At 70.8% G+C, this 21,565-nt stretch carries 22 protein-coding genes, 2 tRNA genes and 1 pseudogene; 16 read left to right on the forward strand and 9 right to left on the reverse strand.

Going from position 1 to position 21,565, the window contains the following annotated elements; translation table 11 throughout:
* Nucleotides 1-85: 85 nt before the first annotated feature.
* The 5 genes from KZQ38_RS19965 to rpmH are packed head-to-tail and all read right to left on the reverse strand — an operon-like array spanning nt 86 to nt 2,488.
* Nucleotides 86-628 (reverse strand): Jag family protein, encoded by a 543-nt coding sequence (locus tag KZQ38_RS19965; RefSeq protein ID WP_219443653.1) that lies wholly within the window; start codon nt 626-628, stop codon nt 86-88.
* Between the two features lie 18 nt (nt 629-646).
* Nucleotides 647-1,705, reverse strand: a complete 1,059-nt coding sequence (gene yidC, locus KZQ38_RS19970; RefSeq protein WP_219443654.1) for a membrane protein insertase YidC — start codon at nt 1,703-1,705, stop codon at nt 647-649.
* 3 nt (nt 1,706-1,708) lie between these two features.
* Nucleotides 1,709-1,978: a membrane protein insertion efficiency factor YidD gene (gene yidD / locus KZQ38_RS19975; protein WP_219443655.1), complete on the reverse strand. Its 270-nt coding sequence runs from the start codon at nt 1,976-1,978 to the stop codon at nt 1,709-1,711.
* Nucleotides 1,975-2,331 carry a ribonuclease P protein component gene (rnpA, locus tag KZQ38_RS19980; RefSeq protein WP_219443656.1) on the reverse strand — a complete coding sequence of 119 codons (357 nt, stop codon included), beginning with the start codon at nt 2,329-2,331 and terminating at the stop codon, nt 1,975-1,977. The genes yidD and rnpA overlap by 4 nt, the downstream gene beginning before the upstream one ends.
* Before the next feature lie 13 nt (nt 2,332-2,344).
* Nucleotides 2,345-2,488, reverse strand: coding sequence for a 50S ribosomal protein L34 (gene rpmH / locus KZQ38_RS19985; protein WP_073897783.1), 144 nt, complete (start codon nt 2,486-2,488; stop codon nt 2,345-2,347).
* 418 nt (nt 2,489-2,906) lie between these two features.
* Between rpmH and dnaA the strand changes: the two genes are divergently transcribed.
* From dnaA to KZQ38_RS20040, 11 genes and pseudogenes are all read left to right on the forward strand, one after another.
* A complete protein-coding gene (gene dnaA, locus KZQ38_RS19990; RefSeq protein ID WP_219443657.1) occupies nt 2,907-4,427 on the forward strand; it encodes a chromosomal replication initiator protein DnaA in 1,521 nt (506 codons plus the stop codon).
* Between the two features lie 1,028 nt (nt 4,428-5,455).
* Entirely contained in the window at nt 5,456-6,592 is a 1,137-nt protein-coding gene (gene dnaN / locus KZQ38_RS19995; protein WP_219443658.1) for a DNA polymerase III subunit beta, read from the forward strand.
* A complete protein-coding gene (gene gnd / locus KZQ38_RS20000; protein ID WP_372452260.1) occupies nt 6,534-7,538 on the forward strand; it encodes a phosphogluconate dehydrogenase (NAD(+)-dependent, decarboxylating) in 1,005 nt (334 codons plus the stop codon). Before dnaN ends, gnd begins: the two co-directional genes overlap by 59 nt.
* 3 nt (nt 7,539-7,541) lie before the next feature.
* Nucleotides 7,542-8,657 (forward strand): DNA replication/repair protein RecF, encoded by a 1,116-nt coding sequence (recF, locus tag KZQ38_RS20005; protein WP_219443660.1) that lies wholly within the window; start codon nt 7,542-7,544, stop codon nt 8,655-8,657.
* 85 nt (nt 8,658-8,742) lie between these two features.
* Nucleotides 8,743-9,276, forward strand: coding sequence for a DciA family protein (locus tag KZQ38_RS20010; protein WP_257901865.1), 534 nt, complete (start codon nt 8,743-8,745; stop codon nt 9,274-9,276).
* Nucleotides 9,277-9,515: 239 nt separating this feature from the next.
* Nucleotides 9,516-11,489 (forward strand): DNA topoisomerase (ATP-hydrolyzing) subunit B, encoded by a 1,974-nt coding sequence (gene gyrB / locus KZQ38_RS20015; RefSeq protein ID WP_219443661.1) that lies wholly within the window; start codon nt 9,516-9,518, stop codon nt 11,487-11,489.
* Between the two features lie 46 nt (nt 11,490-11,535).
* A complete protein-coding gene (gyrA, locus tag KZQ38_RS20020) occupies nt 11,536-14,061 on the forward strand; it encodes a DNA gyrase subunit A (RefSeq protein ID WP_219443662.1) in 2,526 nt (841 codons plus the stop codon).
* Between the two features lie 27 nt (nt 14,062-14,088).
* The gene (locus KZQ38_RS20025) at nt 14,089-14,895 is read left to right on the forward strand and encodes a DUF3566 domain-containing protein (RefSeq protein ID WP_219443663.1); all 807 of its coding nucleotides are present in this window, start codon (nt 14,089-14,091) and stop codon (nt 14,893-14,895) included.
* 54 nt (nt 14,896-14,949) lie between these two features.
* Nucleotides 14,950-15,023 (forward strand) — tRNA-Ile (locus KZQ38_RS20030).
* 35 nt (nt 15,024-15,058) lie between these two features.
* A pseudogene (locus tag KZQ38_RS20035) lies at nt 15,059-15,175 on the forward strand (DLW-39 family protein); the annotation flags it as partial.
* A 38-nt stretch (nt 15,176-15,213) separates the two neighbouring features.
* Nucleotides 15,214-15,286, forward strand: a tRNA-Ala gene (locus KZQ38_RS20040).
* 317 nt (nt 15,287-15,603) lie between these two features.
* Here the strand turns inward: KZQ38_RS20040 and KZQ38_RS20045 are convergent.
* A complete protein-coding gene (locus KZQ38_RS20045) occupies nt 15,604-16,026 on the reverse strand; it encodes a DoxX family protein (protein ID WP_219443664.1) in 423 nt (140 codons plus the stop codon).
* Nucleotides 16,027-16,153: 127 nt separating this feature from the next.
* Here KZQ38_RS20045 and KZQ38_RS20050 point away from each other — a divergent pair, with 127 nt between their 5' ends.
* Entirely contained in the window at nt 16,154-16,705 is a 552-nt protein-coding gene (locus tag KZQ38_RS20050; RefSeq protein WP_219443665.1) for a DUF2020 domain-containing protein, read from the forward strand.
* 51 nt (nt 16,706-16,756) lie between these two features.
* On the opposite strand, the gene KZQ38_RS20055 is transcribed toward KZQ38_RS20050, so the two are convergent.
* A complete protein-coding gene (locus KZQ38_RS20055; protein WP_219443666.1) occupies nt 16,757-17,356 on the reverse strand; it encodes a hypothetical protein in 600 nt (199 codons plus the stop codon).
* A gap of 113 nt (nt 17,357-17,469) precedes the next feature.
* Here KZQ38_RS20055 and KZQ38_RS20060 point away from each other — a divergent pair, with 113 nt between their 5' ends.
* Together KZQ38_RS20060 and KZQ38_RS20065 are read left to right on the forward strand one after the other, a co-directional pair.
* Entirely contained in the window at nt 17,470-18,018 is a 549-nt protein-coding gene (locus KZQ38_RS20060; protein WP_308258494.1) for a peptidylprolyl isomerase, read from the forward strand.
* A gap of 9 nt (nt 18,019-18,027) precedes the next feature.
* The gene (locus KZQ38_RS20065) at nt 18,028-18,888 is read left to right on the forward strand and encodes a rhomboid family intramembrane serine protease (protein WP_219443668.1); all 861 of its coding nucleotides are present in this window, start codon (nt 18,028-18,030) and stop codon (nt 18,886-18,888) included.
* A gap of 37 nt (nt 18,889-18,925) precedes the next feature.
* Here KZQ38_RS20065 and KZQ38_RS20070 read toward each other — a convergent pair whose 3' ends face one another.
* Nucleotides 18,926-19,339 carry a PH domain-containing protein gene (locus tag KZQ38_RS20070; protein ID WP_308258495.1) on the reverse strand — a complete coding sequence of 138 codons (414 nt, stop codon included), beginning with the start codon at nt 19,337-19,339 and terminating at the stop codon, nt 18,926-18,928.
* Between the two features lie 213 nt (nt 19,340-19,552).
* The gene (gene crgA, locus KZQ38_RS20075; protein ID WP_219443670.1) at nt 19,553-19,819 is read right to left on the reverse strand and encodes a cell division protein CrgA; all 267 of its coding nucleotides are present in this window, start codon (nt 19,817-19,819) and stop codon (nt 19,553-19,555) included.
* A 145-nt stretch (nt 19,820-19,964) separates the two neighbouring features.
* Here crgA and KZQ38_RS37175 point away from each other — a divergent pair, with 145 nt between their 5' ends.
* Together KZQ38_RS37175 and KZQ38_RS20085 are read left to right on the forward strand one after the other, a co-directional pair.
* Nucleotides 19,965-21,404, forward strand: coding sequence for a class E sortase (locus KZQ38_RS37175; RefSeq protein WP_308258496.1), 1,440 nt, complete (start codon nt 19,965-19,967; stop codon nt 21,402-21,404).
* Entirely contained in the window at nt 21,404-21,562 is a 159-nt protein-coding gene (locus KZQ38_RS20085) for a hypothetical protein (protein ID WP_219443671.1), read from the forward strand. The genes KZQ38_RS37175 and KZQ38_RS20085 overlap by 1 nt, the downstream gene beginning before the upstream one ends.
* Nucleotides 21,563-21,565 lie beyond the last annotated feature (3 nt).

The following is a 21,565-nucleotide window of genomic DNA, read 5'->3' on the forward strand; positions in this document are numbered from 1 at the left end:
GCGCGGAAGCATTTCGCCGAAGCCCGGCACGCAAAACGGCCCCTTGTTCCACGTGGAACAAGGGGCCGTTTCGGCACTGCGCGCGTCAGCCCTTGGGCAGCACCACGACCCGGCGCTGCGGCTCCTCGCCCTCGCTCTCGCTGTGCACGCCCGCCACCGCGGCGACGGCGTCGTGCACCACCTTGCGCTCGAACGGGGTCATCGGGTGCAGCCGCACCTTCTCACCCGTGGCGAGCACCTTCTCGGCAGTCGTCCGGCCGAGGTCGGCCAGCTCGGCCCGCCGCCCGGCACGCCAGCCCGCGACGTCCAGCATGAGCCGGCTGCGCACGCCGGTCTCCTGCTGCACGGCCAGCCGCGTGAGTTCCTGAAGCGACTCCAGCACGGTGCCGCGGGGACCGACGAGCTTCTCCAGGTCGTCCCCGCCGTCGATGCTGACGATCGCCCGGCCGGCCTCGACGTCGAGGTCGATGTCGCCGTCGTAGTCGAGCAGGTCGAGCAGTCTCTCCAGGTAGTCCCCGGCGATGTCGCCCTCCTGGACGAGCAGGTCCTCCGAAGTCCCCGACCGCGCCGGCGGGACCTCGTCAGCCTCCGGTGCGTCCACGTCGGTCGCCTGCAACGTCTCCGACACGATGTCTCCTCTCCAGGGTCAACGACGCCTCTTGTTGCCCTGCTTCTTGCCAGGGGATCGGTCTGGGCTCAGACCGGGAATCTCGGTGGCCGGCTTCCCGTTCGCGGTCGTCTCGTCGGACGACTCGGCGGGCTCCGCGTCGGCGGGCTCCGGGTCCTGCTTCTTGGCGGCGGCCTTGGCCGCGGGCTTGGCGCCGGCGGCCGGCTTCACGCCGGGCGCGGGCTTGGCGCCGGGCTTCGGCTTCACGCCGGGCTTCGGGGCCAGCGCCTGCCGCTGCTGCACGGCGGCTTCCTTCTTCGCCGCTTCCTCGCGGTCGATGCGGTGGTACACGACGTACTGCTGCGCGAGCGTCCACGCGTTGTTGCTCAGCCAGTACAGCAGGATCGCGATGGGGAAGAAGAAACCACCGACCAGGACGCCCAGCGGGAAGATGTAAAGCGTCAGCTTGTTCATGATCGCGGTCTGCGGGTTCTCCGCCGCGACCTGCGTCTGCCGGGCCACCGAGTGCCGCGCCGTGAAGTGGGTCGCGATCGACGCGATGATCATCAGCGGGATCGCGACGTACAGCACCGAGACGCGCTCGGTGCCGAAGTTCACCAGCTCGTTGTCGGGCATCGTGATGAACGTCGACAGGTTCGCGCCGAACAGCTTGGCGTTGACGAACGAGTCCACGCCCTGCGCGTCGAAGAAGTAGACCTCGCCCCAGCCGGGCTTGAACGAGCGCAGCACGTGGAACAGACCGATGAACACCGGGATCTGCACCAGCATCGGCAGGCAGCCGCCGAGCGGGTTCACGCCGTGCTCGGACTGGAGCTTCTGCATCTCCTGCGCCTGGCGCTGGCGGTCGTTCGCGTACTTCTTCTTGATCTTCTGGAGTTCCGGCGCGAACTCCTGCATCTTGCGCATCGACCGGACCTGGCCGACGAACGGCTTGAACAGCAGGGCGCGCAGGGTGAACACCAGGAACACCACGGACAGTGCCCAGGCGATCCCGCTCGACTCGCCGAAGACGTGGCCGAACACCCAGTGCCAACACCACAGGATGAAGGACACCGGGTAGTAGATGAAGTTGAGCACTGACTACTCCTCGGCAGGAAGGTCGGGGACCGTGGTTCGCCTCGGCGGAACGGGGTCCAGGCCACCAGGGTGCCAGGGTCCGCAGCGGCCGAGCCGGCGGATCGCCAGCCAGGACCCGCGCAGCGGACCGTGGACGGTCAACGCCTCCACCGCGTACGTGCTGCAACTCGGGTGGAAACGGCAAGTCGGGGGCAGCGCGGGGGAGATGAACCGCCGGTAGAAGTGGATCGGCAGCAACAACACCCGCGTCACGGGGCTCACCCGGTCGCTCATCGCGACAACCTGCGCAGCGCGGCGTCGAAGTCCTCGCCCAGCTCGGCGCTGCTCGCCGCGGCGGCCGGCGCGAGCGCGCGCACCACCAGCGACGTACCGGGGGGCAACGCGTCCAGCCGGTCCCGCACCACGTGCCGCAGGCGACGGCTCACGCGGTGCCGGACGACGGAGTTGCCCACGGCTTTGCTCACGACGAAGCCCACCTTGGAGCACTCCAAGGTGGGCTGCGCCAACGGATCAGTGGCGGGCACGAGGGCGTGCACCACCAGCCGGGGCCGGCCGGCCCGGCGGCCTCGGCGGACCACCAGGCCGAAGTCCTGGCTGCGGGTCAGCCGGTTGGCCGCGGGTAGCACGGCGCTGCGGCGATCAGGCGGACAGCTGCTTGCGGCCCTTGCCACGGCGCGCGGCCAGGATGGCGCGACCGGCGCGGGTGCGCATACGCAGCCGGAAGCCGTGCGTCTTCGCGCGGCGGCGGTTGTTGGGCTGGAAGGTGCGCTTACCCTTGCTCACGGTCGGACTCCCGGTGCTTAACGTCTGTGGTCGTCCCCGGCGGGTCCATGGGCGCGCGAAGGGCACGCCTCGCGAACGGAGACCGGTCCAGGGTACGCAGCCCCGGGTGCGGACTCAAATCGGGGGGTGCCGACGGCGCACCCGGGTGGGTAAAGCGCTTGCGGCGGGGCAGCGCCTTGTGGCACCGCCCCGCGCCTTGTTAGCGTGCTGCCTTCGCGGGTGGCCGCGGGCCGGAGCAGACGACGCGTCACGCCGCCGCCGGGCGTTCGGAAAGCTACGAGGGACCCACTGCGTTCCGACGCGCGTTAGTGCACAGTTGTGGATAACTCTGTGGATGCCTCTATTCTCCGTGTCCACGTCGTGGCGGTCCCCGGGGGATCGATCGCGGGACAGTCACCGAGGGGAGGGGAGCGCGGAGGTGTCCGACCACCAGGCCGACCTGGGCCGCGTGTGGGAGCAGGTCGTGCAGGAGCTGGCCGCCGGCACGCTGTCGCCCCAGCAACGCGCCTGGATGCGCGTGACCCGCCCCATCGGGCTGCTCGACGGCACCGCGCTGCTGGCCGCGCCGTCCGACTTCGCCAAGGAGGCGATCGAACGCGCCCTGCGCGAGCCGATCACCGCGGCGTTGTCCCGGAGGCTGGGTCGCGCCGTGTCGCTGGCCGTGAAGGTCGACTCGCCGGAACCGGTGAACGGTCCGCCCACCACGCCCATCCAGGTGCCGGTGGCCGCCAACGGCGTGCCGCCCGAGCTGCCGGTGGTCGTGGAGGAGGCGGAGACCGACGAAGAGGTGGACGAGGAGGGCGACGCCCTCGCGGCCGTGACCGAGATCTGGCCGACGTTCAGCGGCGGCGCGCCCAGCGGCACGCCGTTCACCCGGCCGGCGAACCCGGCGTCGTCGCAGACCAGGCTCAACGAGAAGTACAACTTCGACACCTTCGTCATCGGCGCGTCCAACCGGTTCGCCCACGCGGCGGCCGTCGCCGTCGCCGAGGCGCCCGCCCGTGCGTACAACCCGCTGTTCATCTGGGGTGAGTCCGGGCTCGGCAAGACGCACCTGCTGCACGCCGTGGGGCACTACGCGCAGCGCCTGTTCCCCGGGATGCGCGTGCGGTACGTGTCGACGGAGGAGTTCACGAACGACTTCATCAACTCCCTGCGCGACGACCGCAAGGTGGCGTTCCAGCGGCGGTACCGGGACATCGACGTGCTGCTCGTGGACGACATCCAGTTCCTGGAGGGCAAGGAGGGAACGCAGGAGGAGTTCTTCCACACGTTCAACACCCTCCACAACTCCAACAAGCAGATCGTCGTGTCCTCCGACCGGCCGCCCAAGCGCCTGGAGACGCTGGAGGACCGCCTGCGGACGCGCTTCGAGTGGGGCCTGATCACCGACATCCAGCCGCCCGAGCTGGAGACCCGCATCGCGATCCTCCGCAAGAAGGCCGCCCAGGACCGCCTCGCGGCGCCCGCGGACGTGCTGGAGTTCATCGCCGCCCGGATCGAGCGCAACATCCGCGAGCTGGAGGGCGCGTTGATCCGCGTGACGGCGTTCGCGTCGCTCAACCGGCAGCCGGTGGACGTGCAGCTCGCGGAGATAGTGCTGCGCGACCTGATCCCGGACTCGCACGCGCCGGAGATCACCGCGCCCACCATCATGGCCGTGACGGCGGAGTTCTTCAGCGTCTCGATAGACGACCTCTGCGGCCCCGGCAAGACCAAGGTCCTCGCCCAGGCCCGCCAGATCTCCATGTACCTGTGCCGCGAGCTGACCGACCTGTCGCTGCCCAAGATCGGCCAGACCTTCGGCGGGCGCGACCACACCACGGTCATGCACGCCGACAAGAAGATCCGCAAGGAGATGGCCGAACGCCGGCGCGTGTACGAGCAGGTGCAGGAGCTGACGTCGCGCATCAAGCAACGCGCCCGCCACACCCCCTGACCCGTCCGACCGAGGGCCCGACCGCTGCGTGCGGTCGGGCCCTCGGCGTTTCCGTGGGGACCGCACGAACGACGGGCGGGGAGGGGGTGGTCGGGAGGCCGCCCCGGGTGCGGCACCGGGGCGGCGCTCGGGAGGCGGGCCGGCGGAGGGGAGCGGGGTCCGCACCCGGGGCCGGGCGGGCGCGGACCCCGCTCGCACCCGGGTGCGGTCGGGTCGCACCCGGGTGCGCGGGGCGGCGCGGCGGCGGCACCCGGGGAGCGGCGGGGTCCCCGGGTGCGGCGTCCGAGGTGGCGTCCGAGGTCGGCGGGGGACGCCGCGGGAGGGTGCCGGAGGTGTCCCGGCGAGGGCGGCCCCGCGGGGTTCGGAGAGGGCGACTCGGGGCCCGTGAAGGACTTTCACGAGGCCCGGCGCGGGGGCCGGAAGCGTTGCGTGCGAGCACGGTCGACAACGCCGGTACGACCTGCCGGGAGGGCCGCGCGGGGGCCGGTTCGCCGGGTGAACCCGGGGCGACGAGTTGTCCACAGGGCCGGAAAAGGTGTCGATCGGGGGAGATCCAGGCCACGCTCACCCTGTGCAGCACCCGGGGAGAACTCGGCCCACACCCGGGGATGCACCCGGGGACAACTCGGCCGACCTGTGGACCGAACGGAGCACCGCCGGAGTTCTCCCCGGGTGCGCCGACTTGTCCCCGGGTGACCACCCGTACTCATCCACACCTCCAAGTGGGCGACGAGCAGCGGTAACGCCTGTTGTCCACACTGTCCACAGCCCCTACTGCTGTTGCTGTTGTCCTCTCTTGAAGAGATGAACAAAGAAAAAACAGGCGGGGGTCGAACCCGGGGACAGCACCGGCACCCGGGTGGCACCCGGGTGCCGCCCCGAGGTGACGAAGTGCTCCCCGACGCTCTACGGTGGAGCCTCCGCGCCGAGGGTCGGAACGATCCGGCGAGGGACGCGGCTCCCCGATCCCCACCGCAACGGATGCTGTTGCTGTGGACCCTGCCGACTTGAGGAAGAAAGGACGCCTCATGAAGATCCGCGTCGAGCGCGACGGGCTGGCCGACGCCGTCGCCTGGGTCGCGCGCAGCCTGCCGTCCCGGCCACCGGTCCCGGTGCTCGGCGGCGTGCTGCTCGACGCCGGAGCCGAGGACGGGTCGGGTGACGCGCTCACCGTCTCCGGCTTCGACTACGAGGTGTCCGCGCAGTGCGGCGTGCCGGCGACCATCGCGGACGGCGGCCGGGCGCTGGTCTCCGGCCGGCTGCTCGCCGACATCACCAAGGCGCTGCCCAACCACCCGGTGGAGATCTCCGTGGACGGGGCGCGGATGACCATCAGCTGCGGTTCGGCCCGGTTCAGCCTGCCCACCATGCCGGTCGAGGACTACCCCCAGCTCCCGGCCATGCCGCAGCTCGCGGGCGAGCTGCCGGGCGAGGTGTTCGGCGAGGCCGTCTCCCAGGTGGCCGTGGCGGCGGGCAAGGACGACACGCTGCCGATGCTGACCGGCGTCCGGCTGGAGATCGGCGAGGGCAGGCTGACCCTGGTGGCGACCGACCGGTTCCGGCTCGCGATGCGCGAGTTCCCGTGGGAGCCGGACGACTCGCTCGGCGAGGTCGCGGTCCTCGTCCCGGCCAAGACCCTGAACGACTCGGCGAAGACGCTCGGCGCGTCCGGCGCGAAGGTCGAGCTGTCCCTCGCCGCGAACGACGGCCTGCTCGGCCTGTCCGGCACGGGCCGCCGCACGACCACCCGCCTGCTCGACGCGGACTTCCCCAAGTACCGCCAGCTCCTGCCCACGGAGCACTCCGCGGCGGCCGTGATCGAGGTCGACTCGCTGGTGCAGGCGATCAAGCGCGTGTCGCTGGTCGCCGAGCGCGGCACGCAGGTCCGGCTGGAGTTCCTCGACGCGTCGCTGCGCCTGTCCGCGGGCGGCGACGACGAGGGCAGCGCGGAGGAGGAGCTGCCGGTCGACTACACCGGCGAGCCGGTGACGATCGCGTTCAACCCGACCTACCTCCTGGAAGGGCTCCAGGCGGTGCGCACGCCGCGGGCCCACCTGTCGTTCACCACGCCCAGCCGCCCGGCGCTGCTCAAGCCGGTGGACGAGGATGGGAACGTGGCGCCCGGCTACCTCTACCTGCTCATGCCCGTGCGCCTGCCCGGCTGATCAACCACAGAACTCCAGGGAGAGAACGACCGTGCAGCTCGGACTCGTCGGTCTCGGCAAGATGGGCTTCAACATGCGCGAGCGGATCCGCCGCGCGGGGCACGAGGTGGTGGGCTACGACCGCAACCCGGACGTGACCGACGCCGGGTCGCTCGCCGACATGGTGGCCGAGTTGGAGGCGCCGCGCGTGGTGTGGGTGATGGTGCCCGCCGGTGACATCACCCGGCAGACCATCGCGGACCTCGGCGAGCTGCTGAGCGAGGGCGACCTGGTGATCGACGGCGGCAACTCGCGGTTCACCGACGACGCGCGCAACGCCGAGGCGCTGGCCGCGAAGGGCGTCCGCTACCTGGACTGCGGCGTGTCCGGTGGCGTGTGGGGCCTGGACAACGGCTACGGCCTGATGGTCGGCGGCGCGGCGGAGGACGTCGAGCGCGCCATGCCGATCTTCGACGCGCTGCGCCCGGAGGGCCCGCGCGAGGAGGGCTTCGCGCACGCGGGCCGGGTCGGCGCGGGCCACTTCGCCAAGATGGTGCACAACGGCATCGAGTACGGCCTGATGCAGGCGTACGCCGAGGGCTTCGAGCTGCTGGAGGCGTCGGAGCTGGTCGAGAACGTGCCGGCGACGATCAAGGCGTGGCAGCGCGGCACGGTGGTGCGGTCCTGGCTGCTGGACCTGCTGGTCCGCGCGCTGGAGTCGGACCCGGAGCTGGACGACCTGCGTGGTCACGTGGAGGACTCGGGCGAGGGCCGGTGGACGGTGGAGGAGGCGATCAACCACGCGGTGCCCGCGCCGGTGATCTCCGCCGCGTTGTTCGCCCGGTTCGCGTCCCGCCAGGAGGACTCGCCCGCGATGCGGGCGGTCGCGGCGCTGCGCAACCAGTTCGGCGGGCACGCCGTGCAGGCCGCCGGCCCCTCCTCCGGTGCCGGCACCACGCAGAGCTGAGCCTTGTACGTCCGGCACCTGCAAGTCGCCGACTTCCGGTCGTGGGAGCAGGCGGACCTGGCGTTCGAGCCGGGGGTGAGCGTGCTCGTCGGGCGCAACGGCCAGGGCAAGACGAACCTGGTCGAAGCGCTCGGCTACGTCGCCACCCTCGGTTCGCACCGGGTGGCGACGGACGCGCCGCTGATCCGGCACGGCGCGCCGCGCGCGGTGGTGCGCGCGGCCGTGGTCAACGACGGCCGCGAGCTGCTGGTCGAGCTGGAGATCACCGCGGGCAAGGCGAACCGGGCGCGGGTCAACCGCGGTCCGGTGCCGCGCCCGCGCGACGTGCTGGGCATCCTGCGCACGGTGTTGTTCGCGCCGGAGGACCTGGCGCTGGTCCGCGGCGACCCCGGTGAGCGCAGGCGGTTCCTGGACGAGCTGCTGACCACCCGCTCGCCCCGCTACGCCGGGGTGCGCGGCGACTACGACCGGGTGCTCAAGCAGCGGGGCGCGTTGCTGAAGAGCATCCGCTCGGTGCGGTCGGCGGACGTGGGCACGCTCGACGTGTGGGACGGGCACCTGGCGCGGCACGGCGCGGAGCTGCTGGCGGGCCGGTTGGGGCTGGTGGCGGACATCGCGCCGCACGTGGCGCGGGCGTACGCCGACGTCGCGCCCGAGTCGCGGCCGGCGCGGATCGCGTACCGGTCGAGCCTGGGCGAGGCGTTCCCCGGCACGCCCGACCGGGCCGCGCTGGAGGAGGCGTTGCTGGCCGAGCTGCGCCGGTTGCGCCCGCAGGAGGTGGACCGCGGCGTGTGCCTGGTCGGCCCGCACCGGGACGACCTGGACCTGGTGCTCGGCGACCTGCCCGCGAAGGGCTACGCCAGCCACGGCGAGTCGTGGTCGTTCGCGCTCGCGCTGCGGCTCGGCGGTTACGAGATGCTGCGTGTCGAGGGCTCCGAACCGGTGCTCGTGCTGGACGATGTGTTCGCCGAACTCGACCGGGGCCGGCGGCGGCAGCTCGCGAAGGTGGCCGCCGCGGCGGAGCAGGTGTTCATCACGGCGGCGGTCGCGGAGGACGTGCCGGAGGAGTTGTCCGGCGCCCGGTTCGAGGTCAACCACGGGGAGGTGCGCCGTGTCTGAGGAGAACCGCCGAACGGGTGTGATTGGCGGCACATCTGGGGACAACCCTGTGGATGGTGTGGATAACTCGGCCACTGAAGGACACCTGTCCACACCTGAAGTCGCTCGGCCGGGTGGTCCGACCGGGTCGGACCTCGCCCGTGCCGCCCTGGCCGCCGCGCGTGCGTCGGCGAAGGAACGCGGCGCGCAGGGCGTGCGGAAGACCGGGCGCGGTGGCGCGGTGCGCCGGCGTCGGCGGCGTTGGTCGGGTCCCGGCCCGGACGACCGCGACCCCCAGCCGCTGGGCAGGCTCGCGTCCCGGATCGCCGCCGAGCGCGGGTGGACCGAGCGCCTCGCGGGCGGCCAGGTGTTCGCCCGGTGGGGGAAGCTGGTGGGCGAGGACGTGGCCGAGCACGCGCGCCCGGTCGCGTTCGAGGACGGCGAGCTGACCGTGCAGGCCGATTCCACGGCGTGGGCCACGCAGCTCCGCCTGTTGCAGCGGGAACTGCTCAAGCGCATCGCGGCGGGCGTCGGCGACGGCGTCGTGCACAAGCTCAAGGTGCAGGGGCCGGCCGCGCCCAGTTGGCGGTACGGGCCCAGGCACGTCCCGGGGCGCGGACCACGCGACACCTACGGGTGAGCGCCGAGAGGGCGTCAGCGGCGATCCTGTGGCGCGGTGAGCGCTCACCAGCCGATTCACACCCCTGGACCCGTCGGGCGGACTCGTCCTTCTTCACTTCGGGCCGTCTGTGAGCAAACCAGGGGTGTCCTTGGTGGGTTTCTGGGCACCCCGGCCAGTAGAATCGAGGGGTAGCGTGACACCAGCGCCGCGACCCCTTCGGTGGCGAGTCGCTTGACGTCCGAGGAGACACCAGGCCCGTGGCAGCCAAGAAGAATGAGTACAGCGCGTCTTCGATCACCGTCCTGGAGGGCTTGGAAGCAGTCCGGAAGCGACCCGGCATGTACATCGGGTCCACCGGCGAGCGCGGTCTGCACCACCTCATCCAGGAGGTCGTGGACAACTCCGTCGACGAGGCGATGGCCGGGTTCGCGACGATGGTCGACGTGACCCTGCTCGCCAACGGCGGCGTCCGGGTCATCGACGACGGTCGCGGCATCCCGGTCGGTATGCACCCGGTGGAGAAGCGCCCCACGCTCGAAGTGGTGCTGACCGTGCTGCACGCGGGCGGCAAGTTCGACAGCGACTCCTACGCGGTGTCCGGCGGTCTGCACGGCGTCGGCGTCTCGGTGGTCAACGCGTTGTCCACGGCGCTCGACGTCGAGGTCAAGCGCGATGGTTTCACGTGGAACCAGCGCTTCGAGGGCTCCAAGCCCGCCCACGAGCTGACCAGGGGCGCGCCGACCGAGGAGACCGGGACGACCATCACGTTCTGGGCCGACCCGGAGATCTTCGAGACCACCGAGTACAACATCGAGACCATCTCCCGGCGGTTGCAGGAGATGGCGTTCCTCAACAAGGGCCTGACCATCGTCCTGCGTGACGAGCGCGTCCAGGACGAGGCCGCCGAGGAGGCCGACGCCGAGGGGCACCGCGCCGTGGTGCGGGAGCGCGTCTTCCACTACCCGGGTGGCCTGGAGGACTTCGTCCGCCACATCAACCACACGCGCGAGGCCGTCCACCAGAAGGTCATCTCCTTCGAGGCGAAGGGTGAGGACCTGGAGGTCGAGGTGGCGATGCAGTGGAACACCGGCTACACGCCGTCGGTGTACACGTTCGCCAACACGATCAACACGCACGAGGGCGGCACGCACGAGGAGGGCTTCCGCGCCGCGCTGACCCGCGTCGTGAACGAGTACGCCCGCGACAAGAAGCTGCTCAAGGAGAAGGACGCCAACCTCACCGGCGACGACATCCGCGAGGGCCTGGCCGCGATCATCTCGGTGAAGCTCAAGGAGCCCCAGTTCGAGGGCCAGACGAAGACCAAGCTGGGCAACAGCGAGGCCAAGTCGTTCGTGCAGAAGTCGACCAACGAGCACCTGGCCGACTGGTTCGAGCGCCACCCGAACGAGGCGCGGACCATCGTCACCAAGGCGGTGTCGTCGGCGCAGGCCCGGATCGCCGCGCGCAAGGCGCGGGAGCTGGTGCGCCGCAAGGGCGCGCTGGACATCGGCGGCCTGCCCGGCAAGCTCAAGGACTGCCGCTCCACCAACCCGGAGGAGTGCGAGCTGTACATCGTCGAGGGCGACTCGGCGGGCGGCTCGGCCAAGGAGGGCCGGGACTCCATGTTCCAGGCGATCCTGCCGATCCGCGGCAAGATCATCAACGTGGAGAAGGCGCGCATCGACCGCGTGCTGAAGAACGTCGAGGTCCAGTCGCTGATCACGGCGCTGGGCACGGGCATCCACGACGAGTTCGACCTGTCCAAGCTCCGGTACCACAAGATCGTGCTGATGGCCGACGCCGACGTCGACGGCCAGCACATCCGCACCCTGCTGCTCACCCTGCTGTTCCGCTTCATGCGACCGCTGCTGGAGCACGGGCACGTGTACCTCGCGCAGCCGCCGCTGTACAAGATCAAGTGGCAGCGCCAGGAGCCGGAGTACGCCTACTCCGACCGCGAGCGCGACGGCCTGATCCAGCAGGGCCTCGCCGCGGGCCGCAAGATCGGCAAGGACGACAACATCCAGCGCTACAAGGGCCTCGGCGAGATGAACGCCGAGGAGCTGTGGGAGACCACCATGGACCCGGCGCACCGGGTGCTCCTCCAGGTCACGATGGACGACGCGGCCACCGCCGACGAGCTGTTCAGCGTGCTGATGGGCGAGGACGTCGAGGCGCGGCGCTCCTTCATCACCCGCAACGCCAAGGGCGTGCGGTTCCTGGACGTCTGAGCGTCCGCGAGCACCCCACCAGGCCGGCGAACAGGAAAGAAGAACCGTGACTGAGACGACGCTGCCTCCGAGCGGGGGAGACCGCACCGAACCGCGCGACCTCCAGCTGGAGATGCAGAACTCGTACATCGACTACGCGATGAGCGTGATCGTCGGGCGGGCGCTGCCGGACGTGCGGGACGGCCTCAAGCCCGTCCACGTCCGCGTCCTGTACTCGATGTACGACTCGGGCTTCCGCCCGGACCGCAGCTACAACAAGTGCGCGCGCGTGGTCGGCGACGTGATGGGCAACTACCACCCGCACGGCGACTCGGCCATCTACGACGCGCTGGTGCGCCTCGCCCAGCCGTGGGCACTGCGGTACCCGCTGGTCGACGGCCAGGGCAACTTCGGTTCCCAGGGCAACGACCCGGCCGCCGCCATGCGGTACACGGAGTGCCGGCTCACCCCGTTGGCCATGCAGATGCTGGCCGACATCGAGGAAGAGACCGTCGACTTCCGCGACAACTACGACGGTCGCATCCAGGAGCCGACGGTCCTGCCGGCCCGCATCCCGAACCTGCTGATCAACGGCTCGTCCGGCATCGCGGTCGGCATGGCCACCAACATCCCGCCGCACAACCTGCGCGAGGTCGCGGACGGCGTGGTGTGGGCGCTGGACAACCCCGAGGCGTCCGACGAGGAGGCGCTGGAGGCGGTGATCGCCCGGATCAAGGGTCCGGACTTCCCGACCCACGGCCTGATCCTGGGCACCGCGGGCATCGAGGACGCGTACCGCACCGGCCGCGGCTCGGTGAAGATGCGCGCCGTCGTGGAGATCGACGAGGACGCCAAGGGCCGCACCATCCTGGTCGTCACCGAGCTGCCCTACCAGGTCAACCCCGACAACCTGGTGGAGAACATCGCGGCGCTGGTGCGCGACCAGAAGCTCACCGGCATCGCCAACATCGCCGACGAGTCCAACAAGCGCAGCGGTATGCGCATCGTGGTGACGCTCAAGCGGGACGCGGTCGCCAAGGTCGTGCTGAACAACCTCTACAAGCACACCCAGCTCCAATACTCGTTCGGCGTCAACATGCTGGCCCTGGTCGACGGCGTGCCGCGCACGCTGCGGCTGGACCAGATGATCCGCCAGTACGTGAAGCACCAGATCGAGGTCATTGTCCGGCGCACCCGCTACCGGCTGCGCAAGGCGGAGGAGCGGGCCCACCTGCTGCGCGGCCTGGTCAAGGCGCTGGACCAGCTCGACGCGGTGATCGCGTTGATCCGGCGGTCGGACACGCCCGACGTGGCGCGCACCGGGTTGGTGCAGCTGCTCGACGTGGACGAGGTCCAGGCGAACGCGATCCTGGAGATGCAGCTCCGCCGCCTGGCCGCCCTGGAGCGGCAGAAGATCATCGACCAGCTCGCCGAGATCGAGGTCGAGATCGCGGACCTCAAGGACACCCTGGCCAAGCCGGAGCGGCAGCGCGCGATCGTGCGCGAGGAGCTGCTCGCGATCGTGGAGAAGCACGGCGACGACCGGCGCACCCGGATCGTGCCGTTCGACGGCGACGTGTCGATGGAAGACCTCATCGCCGTCGAGGACGTCGTCGTCACGATCACTCGGACGGGTTACGCGAAGCGCACCAAGACCGACCTGTACCGGTCGCAGAAGCGCGGCGGCAAGGGCGTCCAGGGCGCGCAGCTCAAGCAGGACGACATCGTGCAGCACTTCTTCGTGTGCTCCACGCACGACTGGATCCTGTTCTTCACCAACAAGGGCCGCGTGTACCGGGCCAAGGCGTACGAGCTGCCCGAGGCCAACCGCAACGCGCGCGGCCAGCACGTCGCCAACCTCCTGGCGTTCCAGCCGGAGGAGGAGATCGCCCAGGTCATCCAGATCAAGAACTACGACGTCGCGCCCTACCTGGTGCTCGCCACCAAGAAGGGCCTCGTCAAGAAGTCCAAGCTGTCGGACTTCGATTCCAACCGATCGGGTGGTCTCATCGGCATCAACCTCCGGGACGACGACGAGCTGGTCGGCGCCGTGCTCTGCTCGGCCGACGACGACCTGCTGCTGGTCTCGGCGGACGGCCAGTCCATCCGGTTCCACGCGAACGACGAGGCGCTGCGGCCCATGGGCCGGGCCACGTCGGGCGTGCTCGGGATGCGGTTCAACAGCGGTGACGAGCTGCTGTCGATGGGCGTCGTCCAGGAGGGCCTGTTTGTTTTGGTGGCCACCGACGGCGGGTATGCCAAGCGCACGCCGATCGAGGACTACCCGGTGCAGGGTCGCGGAGGCAAGGGTGTGCTGACCATCCAGCACGACCGCCGGCGTGGGAGGCTGGTCGGCGCGCTCATCGTCGACGTCGACGACGAGCTGTACGCCATCACCTCCACGGGCGGGCTCATCCGGACCAGCGCCGCGGAGGTGCGCAAGGCGGGGCGGCAGACGAAGGGCGTCCGGTTGATGAACCTCGGCGAGGGGACCACGCTGATCGCCGTGGCACGCAACGCGGAGGAGGCCGGAGACGTCACCACAGATGACGTGGCCGCAGGCGACGCGGACCAGGCCGAGCCTGCCAACTAGCGCGGACGAGAGGTTGAGGGACTGCTCGTGAGTTCACCCGAGAAGCCAGAGGACAAGACCGCGGTGATCACCCGGCCGGGGGCGGCCGAGGGGACACCCGAGCAACAGGCGGTGCAGACCTCCTCGGGCAGCGAGCAGGCCGCCGGGGAGCAGGAGGCCCCCGCCGCGCCGCCGCCGTGGCAGCGGGTCGCCAACGACGCCGCCCAACAGGGTCAGGCCCAGCAGGGTCAGGTACCGCAGCCGCACTACGGCGAGGCGCAGCAGGTGGGGCCGGGCGACCCGGCGCCCGAGCAGCCGGCGGAGGTCGGGGCGCAGCAGCCCGCGTACCCGGCCTCCGACCCGGACACGGTGGCCGTGGCCCGGCCCGTGCCGCCCGGTGGTCCGCAGGGCGGGGGTCGCACGTCGGTGAACCTCGGCGGGTCGAACGGCCGCCCGGCCGGCGGCTCGCCGTCGGCGCGGCGTCCCGGCCGCGGTCCCCGGCGGGCGAGCCTCCAGGTCAAGCGCGTCGACCCGTGGTCGGTGCTCAAGCTCGCCCTGGTGCTCAGCGTGGCGTTGTTCTTCGTGTGGCTGGTGGCGGTCGGCGTGCTGTACGGCGTGCTGAACGGCATGGGCGTGTGGGACAAGATCAACAACACCGCGAACGACCTGCTCCAGGGCAACGAGTCGGCCGGCGACCCGCTGATCAGCGCGGGGCGCGTGTTCGGCGTGGCGGCCATCGTGGGCGCGGTGAACATCGTCCTGTTCACGGCCCTGGCCACGGTCGGCGCGTTCGTCTACAACGTGTCGGCGGACCTCGCGGGCGGCCTGGAAGTGACCCTGTCCGAACGCGAGTGACCCCGATTTGGGGCGGCGACAGTCGATCGTGTAGTGTTGCCGTCGTTGCCCCGAGGGCCTATAGCTCAGGCGGTTAGAGCGCTTCACTGATAATGAAGAGGTCGGAGGTTCAAGTCCTCCTAGGCCCACCGGAAGTTTCGCAGGATTGCAGAGGGGAACTGCTGTGAAGAAGATCATCGCCCTGGTCGCCGTCGCCGGTGCGGTCCTGTTCTTCGTCAAGCGCAGCCGCTCGGCGAAGGCCGACGCGGACCTGTGGCGCGAGGCCACCGCTCCGACCGACTGAACCCGCACGGGCGGTTCGTCTGCCGCCCCTGTGAGGGGGACGTAGCTCAATTGGCAGAGCACCGCCTTTGCAAGGCGGGGGTTAGGGGTTCGATTCCCCTCGTCTCCACGGACGAGTGGGCGAGGTGTGTCCGCGGGTAGCGCGGACCTGCCTCGCCCTTTTGTGCTTTCCGGGGGCGGAGCCCCCGGGCCCCGCCCCGGGAGGGCTGTCGCCCCCCGGACCCCCCGCTTTGGCCGGCATCAGAGGTGGGCTGGCATAGCTGTCGGTGGAGCGAGGCCGGAGGCCGGAGCGGTTCTTGGCCGGTCGGAGCTGTGGGCCGGAGCTGTTTCCCCGGGTTGTGAGTCCCGGTGGGGAGTCCCGGTGGGGCTGGATGTGGTGAAGGGGGCGTCGGTGACGCCCCCTTCGGTGTTCCTACCTCTTGGCTGTCAGGCGTTGGCCAGGGAGGTCGAGGCGTTCTGCTTGCGGGCCGCGATCACGCGGTCCAGGGCCCAGGCGCCGGGGCCGGTGAACACCAGGAGCAGGAACACCCAGGCGTACACGGCCGCCAGTTCGCCGTGGTTCTGGATCGGCAGCAGGCCCTCCGGCTGGTGCACCACGAAGTAGGCGTAGGCCATCGAGCCGGACGCGATCAGCGCCGCCACCCGGGTGCCCAGGCCGATGATGATCAGCACGCCGCCGACCAGCTCGATCAGCCCGGCTGGGCCCGCCGGCCACGACGTCAGGGACACCGCGCCCTTGGCGCCCAGCACGCCGAACAACTTCTGTGCTCCGTGGCAAACGAACAACACGCCGACGACGATCCGGAACAACGCTAGGGCGTGATCGCGACCGCGGTCAAAGACGTTCATCTTGGGTCAGTCCTCACATCGCAGGGCGGCCTGGCTGGGGTAAGGACAAGCTAACCCCCGTAACGTTACGTGCCTAGGTCGTCACCCTGTCGATTCGCTGTTGGAATTCTGATTGACTGGCTGCCCTATGAACCGAGCGCTGCGCACCGCCCTGCCATCACTGCTGGTGCTCGGCGCGCTCACGGCTTGCACCGACGGGACGACGGCCGCACCGCCGTCCGTCACCACCACGCCGAGCGCGCCGACCACCACGACCACCGCCCCCGCGGGCCCGCCGCCCGTGCCGGAACCGACCGCTGATGGGACGTGTCCCTATTTGGAGTCGGCGTACGTCGCCGAGGCCAACGGGCAACTCGTGCGGAAAGTGCGGTTGTCCGCGGACCAGCCGGACCCGGCCTGCTTCTTCTACGCGAACGCGACCGACGTGCAGTTGTCGGTGTGGGTGTTCCGGGGTGATCCGGGCACGGCGAAGGCCGTGGTCGACCGGGCCGCGCCGGTCGCCGAGTCCAACCCCGCGAGCGCGCCGGCCGGCTGGGCGGGCGGGTCGCTGGCGGGCGAGCAGGGCGCGGTCTACGCGGTCGCCAAGGACGGTGCCGCGGTCGTCGTGACCAGCAACCAGCAGCAGACCATCAAGGCCAAGCGGATCGCCGAGACCGCCATCGGCAACCTCGGCCTGTAGGCACGCCGCTTCGCGCCCACCCCCGGCGGGGATGGGCGCGAAGACGTCGGGTCAGCGCCGGTCGGACACGCTCTGGTCGGTCACGTGGCCGTTGCGCGCGGCGAGGTCGTCCGCCGCGGGCTCGGCGGCCGGGGTGGTGGGCTCGACGCGCTCGTCGACCTCCTCCAGGTGGACCTCCTCCGGCCGGCGGGTCAACGCCACGTACGCCGCGACGCCCACCGCCGCCGCGAGGCCCAGCAGCCACGGCCAGCGCCGGTGCTTGCGCGGCTGGGCGGCGGCGTAGTCCTTGCGGGCCTGCTTGGCGGCCTTGCGCACGTCCTTCGCACGCGACCTGGTCTCCTTGCGCGCCCGCTCGGCGGCCTTCAGCACGTCCTTGCGGTAGCCCTTGGCCTTCTTGGCCAGCTGCTTGCGGGACTTGCGGGTCGACTTCTCGACCTCACCGGCCTTCTCGGCCAACGCACCCGCCCGGTCCACCACCACGTTGCGGACGTGGTCGGCGGTGACACCGCGCTCGGCCAGCTTGCCCTCCGCGCGCTCTGCCCACGTGGCAGCGGCGTCCGCACCGGCGTGACCTGCGCGGACGGCACCGCGGCGGACTGCGCGGAGGCCCGTGCCGACCGCTTTGCCCACCGACTCACCGGCTCGGGTCATGGCCTGAACCTCATCCATATCGCGCTCCACAAGCTGTCGGTCAGTCACCCTTCGGCAATACCCATCCTGCCCCTTCCCGAACCCCGTCGCCTCCGGATGGCACGATGGTGGGTGTGGCAGACAGCAACGAATCGCTCGTCGGGACCAAGGTGACGGCGACCCTGCACACCTCGCAGGGCGACATCCGCATCAACCTCTTCCCCGACCACGCGCCCAAGACGGTGGCGAACTTCGTCGGCCTGGCGGAGGGCACCAAGGACTACTCCGAGACCAACGCGCGCGGGGAGAAGACGGGCCCGTTCTACGACGGCGCGATCTTCCACCGCGTGATCGCGGGCTTCATGCTCCAGGGCGGTGACCCGACCGGCACCGGCCGCGGCGGCCCCGGCTACAAGTTCGCCGACGAGTTCCACCCGGAACTCCAGTTCAACAAGCCCTACCTGCTGGCGATGGCGAACTCCGGCCCCAACTCCAACGGCTCCCAGTTCTTCATCACGGTCGCGCCGACGACGTGGCTGAACTTCAAGCACACGATCTTCGGCGAGGTCGCCGACCAGGACTCGATCAACGTGGTGAACGCGATCGGCAACGCCCCCACGGGCGCCAACGACCGCCCGGTCACCGACGTGGTGATCGAGAAGGTCTCCATCGAGCGGGCCTGAGGTCGACGCGTGAACTCGCCGGTGGCCCCTGGCGACCCGGTCGGCGCCGCGGCGTGCCCGCGGCACCCCGACCGGGCCACGGGGCTGCGGTGCACGCGGTGCGAGCGGCCCGCGTGCCCGGAGTGCCTGCGCGAGGCGTCGGTCGGCTACCAGTGCGTGGACTGCGTGGCCGAGGCCCAGCGGACGACGCGCCGCGGCAAGACCTTCGTCGGGGCGGAGTTCGCCCCGAAACCGCTGGTGACGCCCATCCTCATCGGGCTGAACGCGTTGTTGTTCCTGATCTCCGCCGTGCAGGCGGGCAGCGTGCTGAACAACGAGCGCTCACCGCTGTTCGTCGACCTGGTGCTGTGGCCGTTGGGCATCTACTACGGCGAGTGGTGGCGGCTGGTCACGTCGGGCTTCCTGCACTTCGGCCCGGCGCACCTCGCGTTGAACATGATCGCGCTGTACGTGCTGGGCCGGGACCTGGAACCGGTGTTCGGCCGGGTCCGGTTCCTGGCCGTGTACCTGGTGTCGCTGCTCGGCGGCGGTGTCGCGGTGTACTTGTTCGGCGCGTTGAACGCGCCGGTCGCGGGCGCGTCCGGCGCGGTGTACGGCCTGATGGGCTCGCTGCTGGTGGCCGTGCTGCGGCTGCGGCTCAACCCCGGTTCGGCGCTCGGCGTCATCGCCCTGAACCTGGTCATCAGCTTCACGCTGCCCGGTATCTCGCTGCTCGGCCACCTCGGCGGGCTGGTCATCGGCGCGGCGGTCACCGCGGGCCTGGTGTACGCGCCGGCGCAACGCCGCGACCTGTGGCAGGCGTCGGCCGTGGTGGGCGCGTTCGTGCTGCTGATCGTCATCGCCCTCGTGCGCACGGCCCAACTCGGGTGACCCGGTCCGGCGGCGCGGTCCGCCGCCGGACCGGGGCTCACGGCCGCAACGCGTGCAGCACCTCCGCCACCTCGCGCGGGTCGGTGCCCAGGTCGGCCGTGGTGAGCACGAACAGCTGCTCGTCCTCGCCGCGCTGCCAGTCCAGCTCCACGGTCGGCACCTCGCGGCCGAGCCGCCGGGTGTGCACCAGCTTCACCTTCACCTCGTGCCACGGCAGGTGCCGCGGGCCGGTGACGGTGCGGATGGTCAGGCCGGTTTCGTCAACCGTCAGCTTCGGGCGCAACAGCGTCCCGTACGCGGCGAACGCCGCCAGGAGAGCCGCGACGGCGCCCAGGAGGACCTTCGTGGTGGCTTCGGAGCCGAGCACGGCGGCGAGCAGCGCACCGGCTGCGGCGGCCCAGGAGACGGCGACGACGGCCGGTTTCGGGGACCAGGATCGGGGTTCGCTCACGCTGTCGAGTGTTCCGCATGTGGACAACTGGAGGGCTCTACCGGCGCTTGTGCATTTTGGCGCAAAGTTGTCCACAGGAGTTGTCCCCATTGGGGATGAGTTACACCGCTGTGCTTCGGTGACGGGGTGGTGAACCGGGTGAACGGCGGGCGAACGCGCAACGGCCCGGACGTGTGCACGTCCGGGCCGCGGGGCACGTGGCGTAACGAGTGGTCAGCGCCACCGCATGGTCATCAGCAGGCCGATGATCATCAGCGCGAACCCGATGCCGAAGTTCCAGCTCCCGAGGTCCATCATCACGGGGACCTTGTCACCCGCGATGTAGTTGACCACCAGCCACGCCAGGCCGAGCAGCATCATGCCGAGCATCACGACGATGTAGACCGGGTGCGACGGACCGGCCGCCTTCACCTTCACCGGGGTGCGGCGATCGGCCGGCGCCGTGTACACGGCCTTCTTGCGGACCTTGGACTTGGGCATTCTGTCCTCGCCTGACGGGTGGATGAGCCTCCAGTGGCACGAGTTTACGTCCACTGCTGGATGAACACGTTAACGTAGCCGAGCAGGTCACTGAAGCACTGCGCAGTGCCGGTAGTCCAGGAAGTTCGGACCGGGAGGATTTTCGGTGAGCCACGACCCGCCCCCGCCCCGCGGCGGCCCGTCGGGCCCGCCACCGCGTCCCAGACCGGGACCGCGGCGGCCCACCCCACCGCTCGCGCCGGAGGAGATCACCGAGATCACCGAGCCGGTGCGCGACGTGCCACCACGCCGCCCGCGCGCGGCAGACCACGGTCCGGCGCACGCGGTGGACGAGGCCGGACCCCGCTCGCGTGGGGCGGCGGGCTACGACCCGGTGCCCGCGGTGGACGAGGTCGGACGCCGCCTGCGTGGGGCGGTCGGTCACGACCCGGCGGTGGACGAGGCCGTTCACCGTCCGCGCGGGGCGGCGGGCTACGACCCCGTGGGCGAGGTCGGACCCCGGTCGCGCGGGGCGGCGGACGGGTTCGACCGGCGGCCGGTTGCCGAGCCGCGTGGTGTCGTGGCCGGCCGGGCCGCCGACGCCACTCAGTACACGAACGCGTTCTCCGGCAGCCTCCCCCCGCCGCCCGGTCCGCCGCCCGGTCCATCTCCCCGGCCGCGGCCCCGCCCGGTCGACCCGCCGACCGAGGTCATCGAACCCGTCCACGAGGAGTACGAGGACGAGTACGACGACTACTACGACGACGAGGACGACTACGAGGAGGACGACACCCCGCCGCCCCCGCCCAAGGACAGCGCCGCGCGCAAGACCGTCCGCACGGCGGGCGAGCTGCTGATCACGGCCGGCCTGGTGATCCTGCTCTTCGTCGTCTACGAGGTCTACGTCACCGACCTCATCTCGGCGGGCAAGCAGGACGACGCCACGAGCGCGCTGGACAACCGGTGGAACGCCAACACCGTCGAGGGCGCGGACCCGCAGCGGCAGGCCAAGTACGACCTGATCGCGGGCCAGGCGTTCGCCAAGATGTACATCCCGGTCTTCGGCCCGGACTACAAGTTCTCCGTGGTCGAGGGCACCACCGACAAGGACCTGGAGATCGGTCCCGGCCACTACGTCGACACCGCCCTGCCCGGCGACCCGGGCAACTTCGCGGTCGCGGGTCACCGGGTCGGCAAGGGCGCGCCGTTCAACGACCTGGACCTGCTGGAGTCGTGCGACGCGATCGTGGTCGAGACGCAGACCCACTGGTTCGTCTACCGGATGCTGCCCAAGGCGTCCGAGGTGGCCGGCTGGGCGGACGGCGCGAAGGCCAAGGACCCGCGGTGCGCCAAGGTCGCGCCGCTCGGCGGTTCCTACGAGAAGACGGTCGGCCAGGAGATCGTCCTGCCCACGCAGGGCGAGGTGATCAACGCGGTGCCGCACTTCACCGGCACGGCCCCGGAGGCGCAGCAGGTCGCGCTGATGACGCTGACCACCTGCCACCCGCGCTTCTCGGACAAGCAGCGGCTGATCGTGCACGCGGTGCTGGACCAGGGCTACCCGAAGGCGCCCGGCTTCCTGCCCGAGCAACTCAAGGAGCAGTGATGTACGGCTGGATCTGGCGCCACCTCCCCGGCCCGCTGCCGGTGCGCCTGCTGGCGGCCCTGGTCCTGGTGACCGGGGTGGTGGCCCTGCTGATGTTCGTGGTGTTCCCGTGGGTGGAGCCGAAGCTGCCGTTCAACAACGTGACGACCACCCAGTAGGGC

Origin of the sequence: Saccharothrix obliqua, assembly GCF_019375475.1 — a bacterium.
GTDB classification, from domain to species: Bacteria; Actinomycetota; Actinomycetes; order Mycobacteriales; family Pseudonocardiaceae; genus Actinosynnema; species Actinosynnema obliqua.

Excerpts from the sequence above, each read along its gene's own strand:
- KZQ38_RS20085 (WP_219443671.1), top strand. The coding sequence starts at position 21,404 with ATGTACGGCTGGATCTGGCGCCACCTCCCCGGCCCGCTGCCGGTGCGC.
- KZQ38_RS20055 (WP_219443666.1), bottom strand. The coding sequence starts at position 17,356 with ATGACCCGAGCCGGTGAGTCGGTGGGCAAAGCGGTCGGCACGGGCCTC.
- yidD (WP_219443655.1), bottom strand. The coding sequence starts at position 1,978 with ATGAGCGACCGGGTGAGCCCCGTGACGCGGGTGTTGTTGCTGCCGATC.
- KZQ38_RS20050 (WP_219443665.1), top strand. The coding sequence starts at position 16,154 with ATGAACCGAGCGCTGCGCACCGCCCTGCCATCACTGCTGGTGCTCGGC.
- dnaN (WP_219443658.1), top strand. The coding sequence starts at position 5,456 with ATGAAGATCCGCGTCGAGCGCGACGGGCTGGCCGACGCCGTCGCCTGG.
- crgA (WP_219443670.1), bottom strand. The coding sequence starts at position 19,819 with ATGCCCAAGTCCAAGGTCCGCAAGAAGGCCGTGTACACGGCGCCGGCC.
- gnd (WP_372452260.1), top strand. The coding sequence starts at position 6,534 with ATGGGAACGTGGCGCCCGGCTACCTCTACCTGCTCATGCCCGTGCGCC.
- KZQ38_RS20045 (WP_219443664.1), bottom strand. The coding sequence starts at position 16,026 with ATGAACGTCTTTGACCGCGGTCGCGATCACGCCCTAGCGTTGTTCCGG.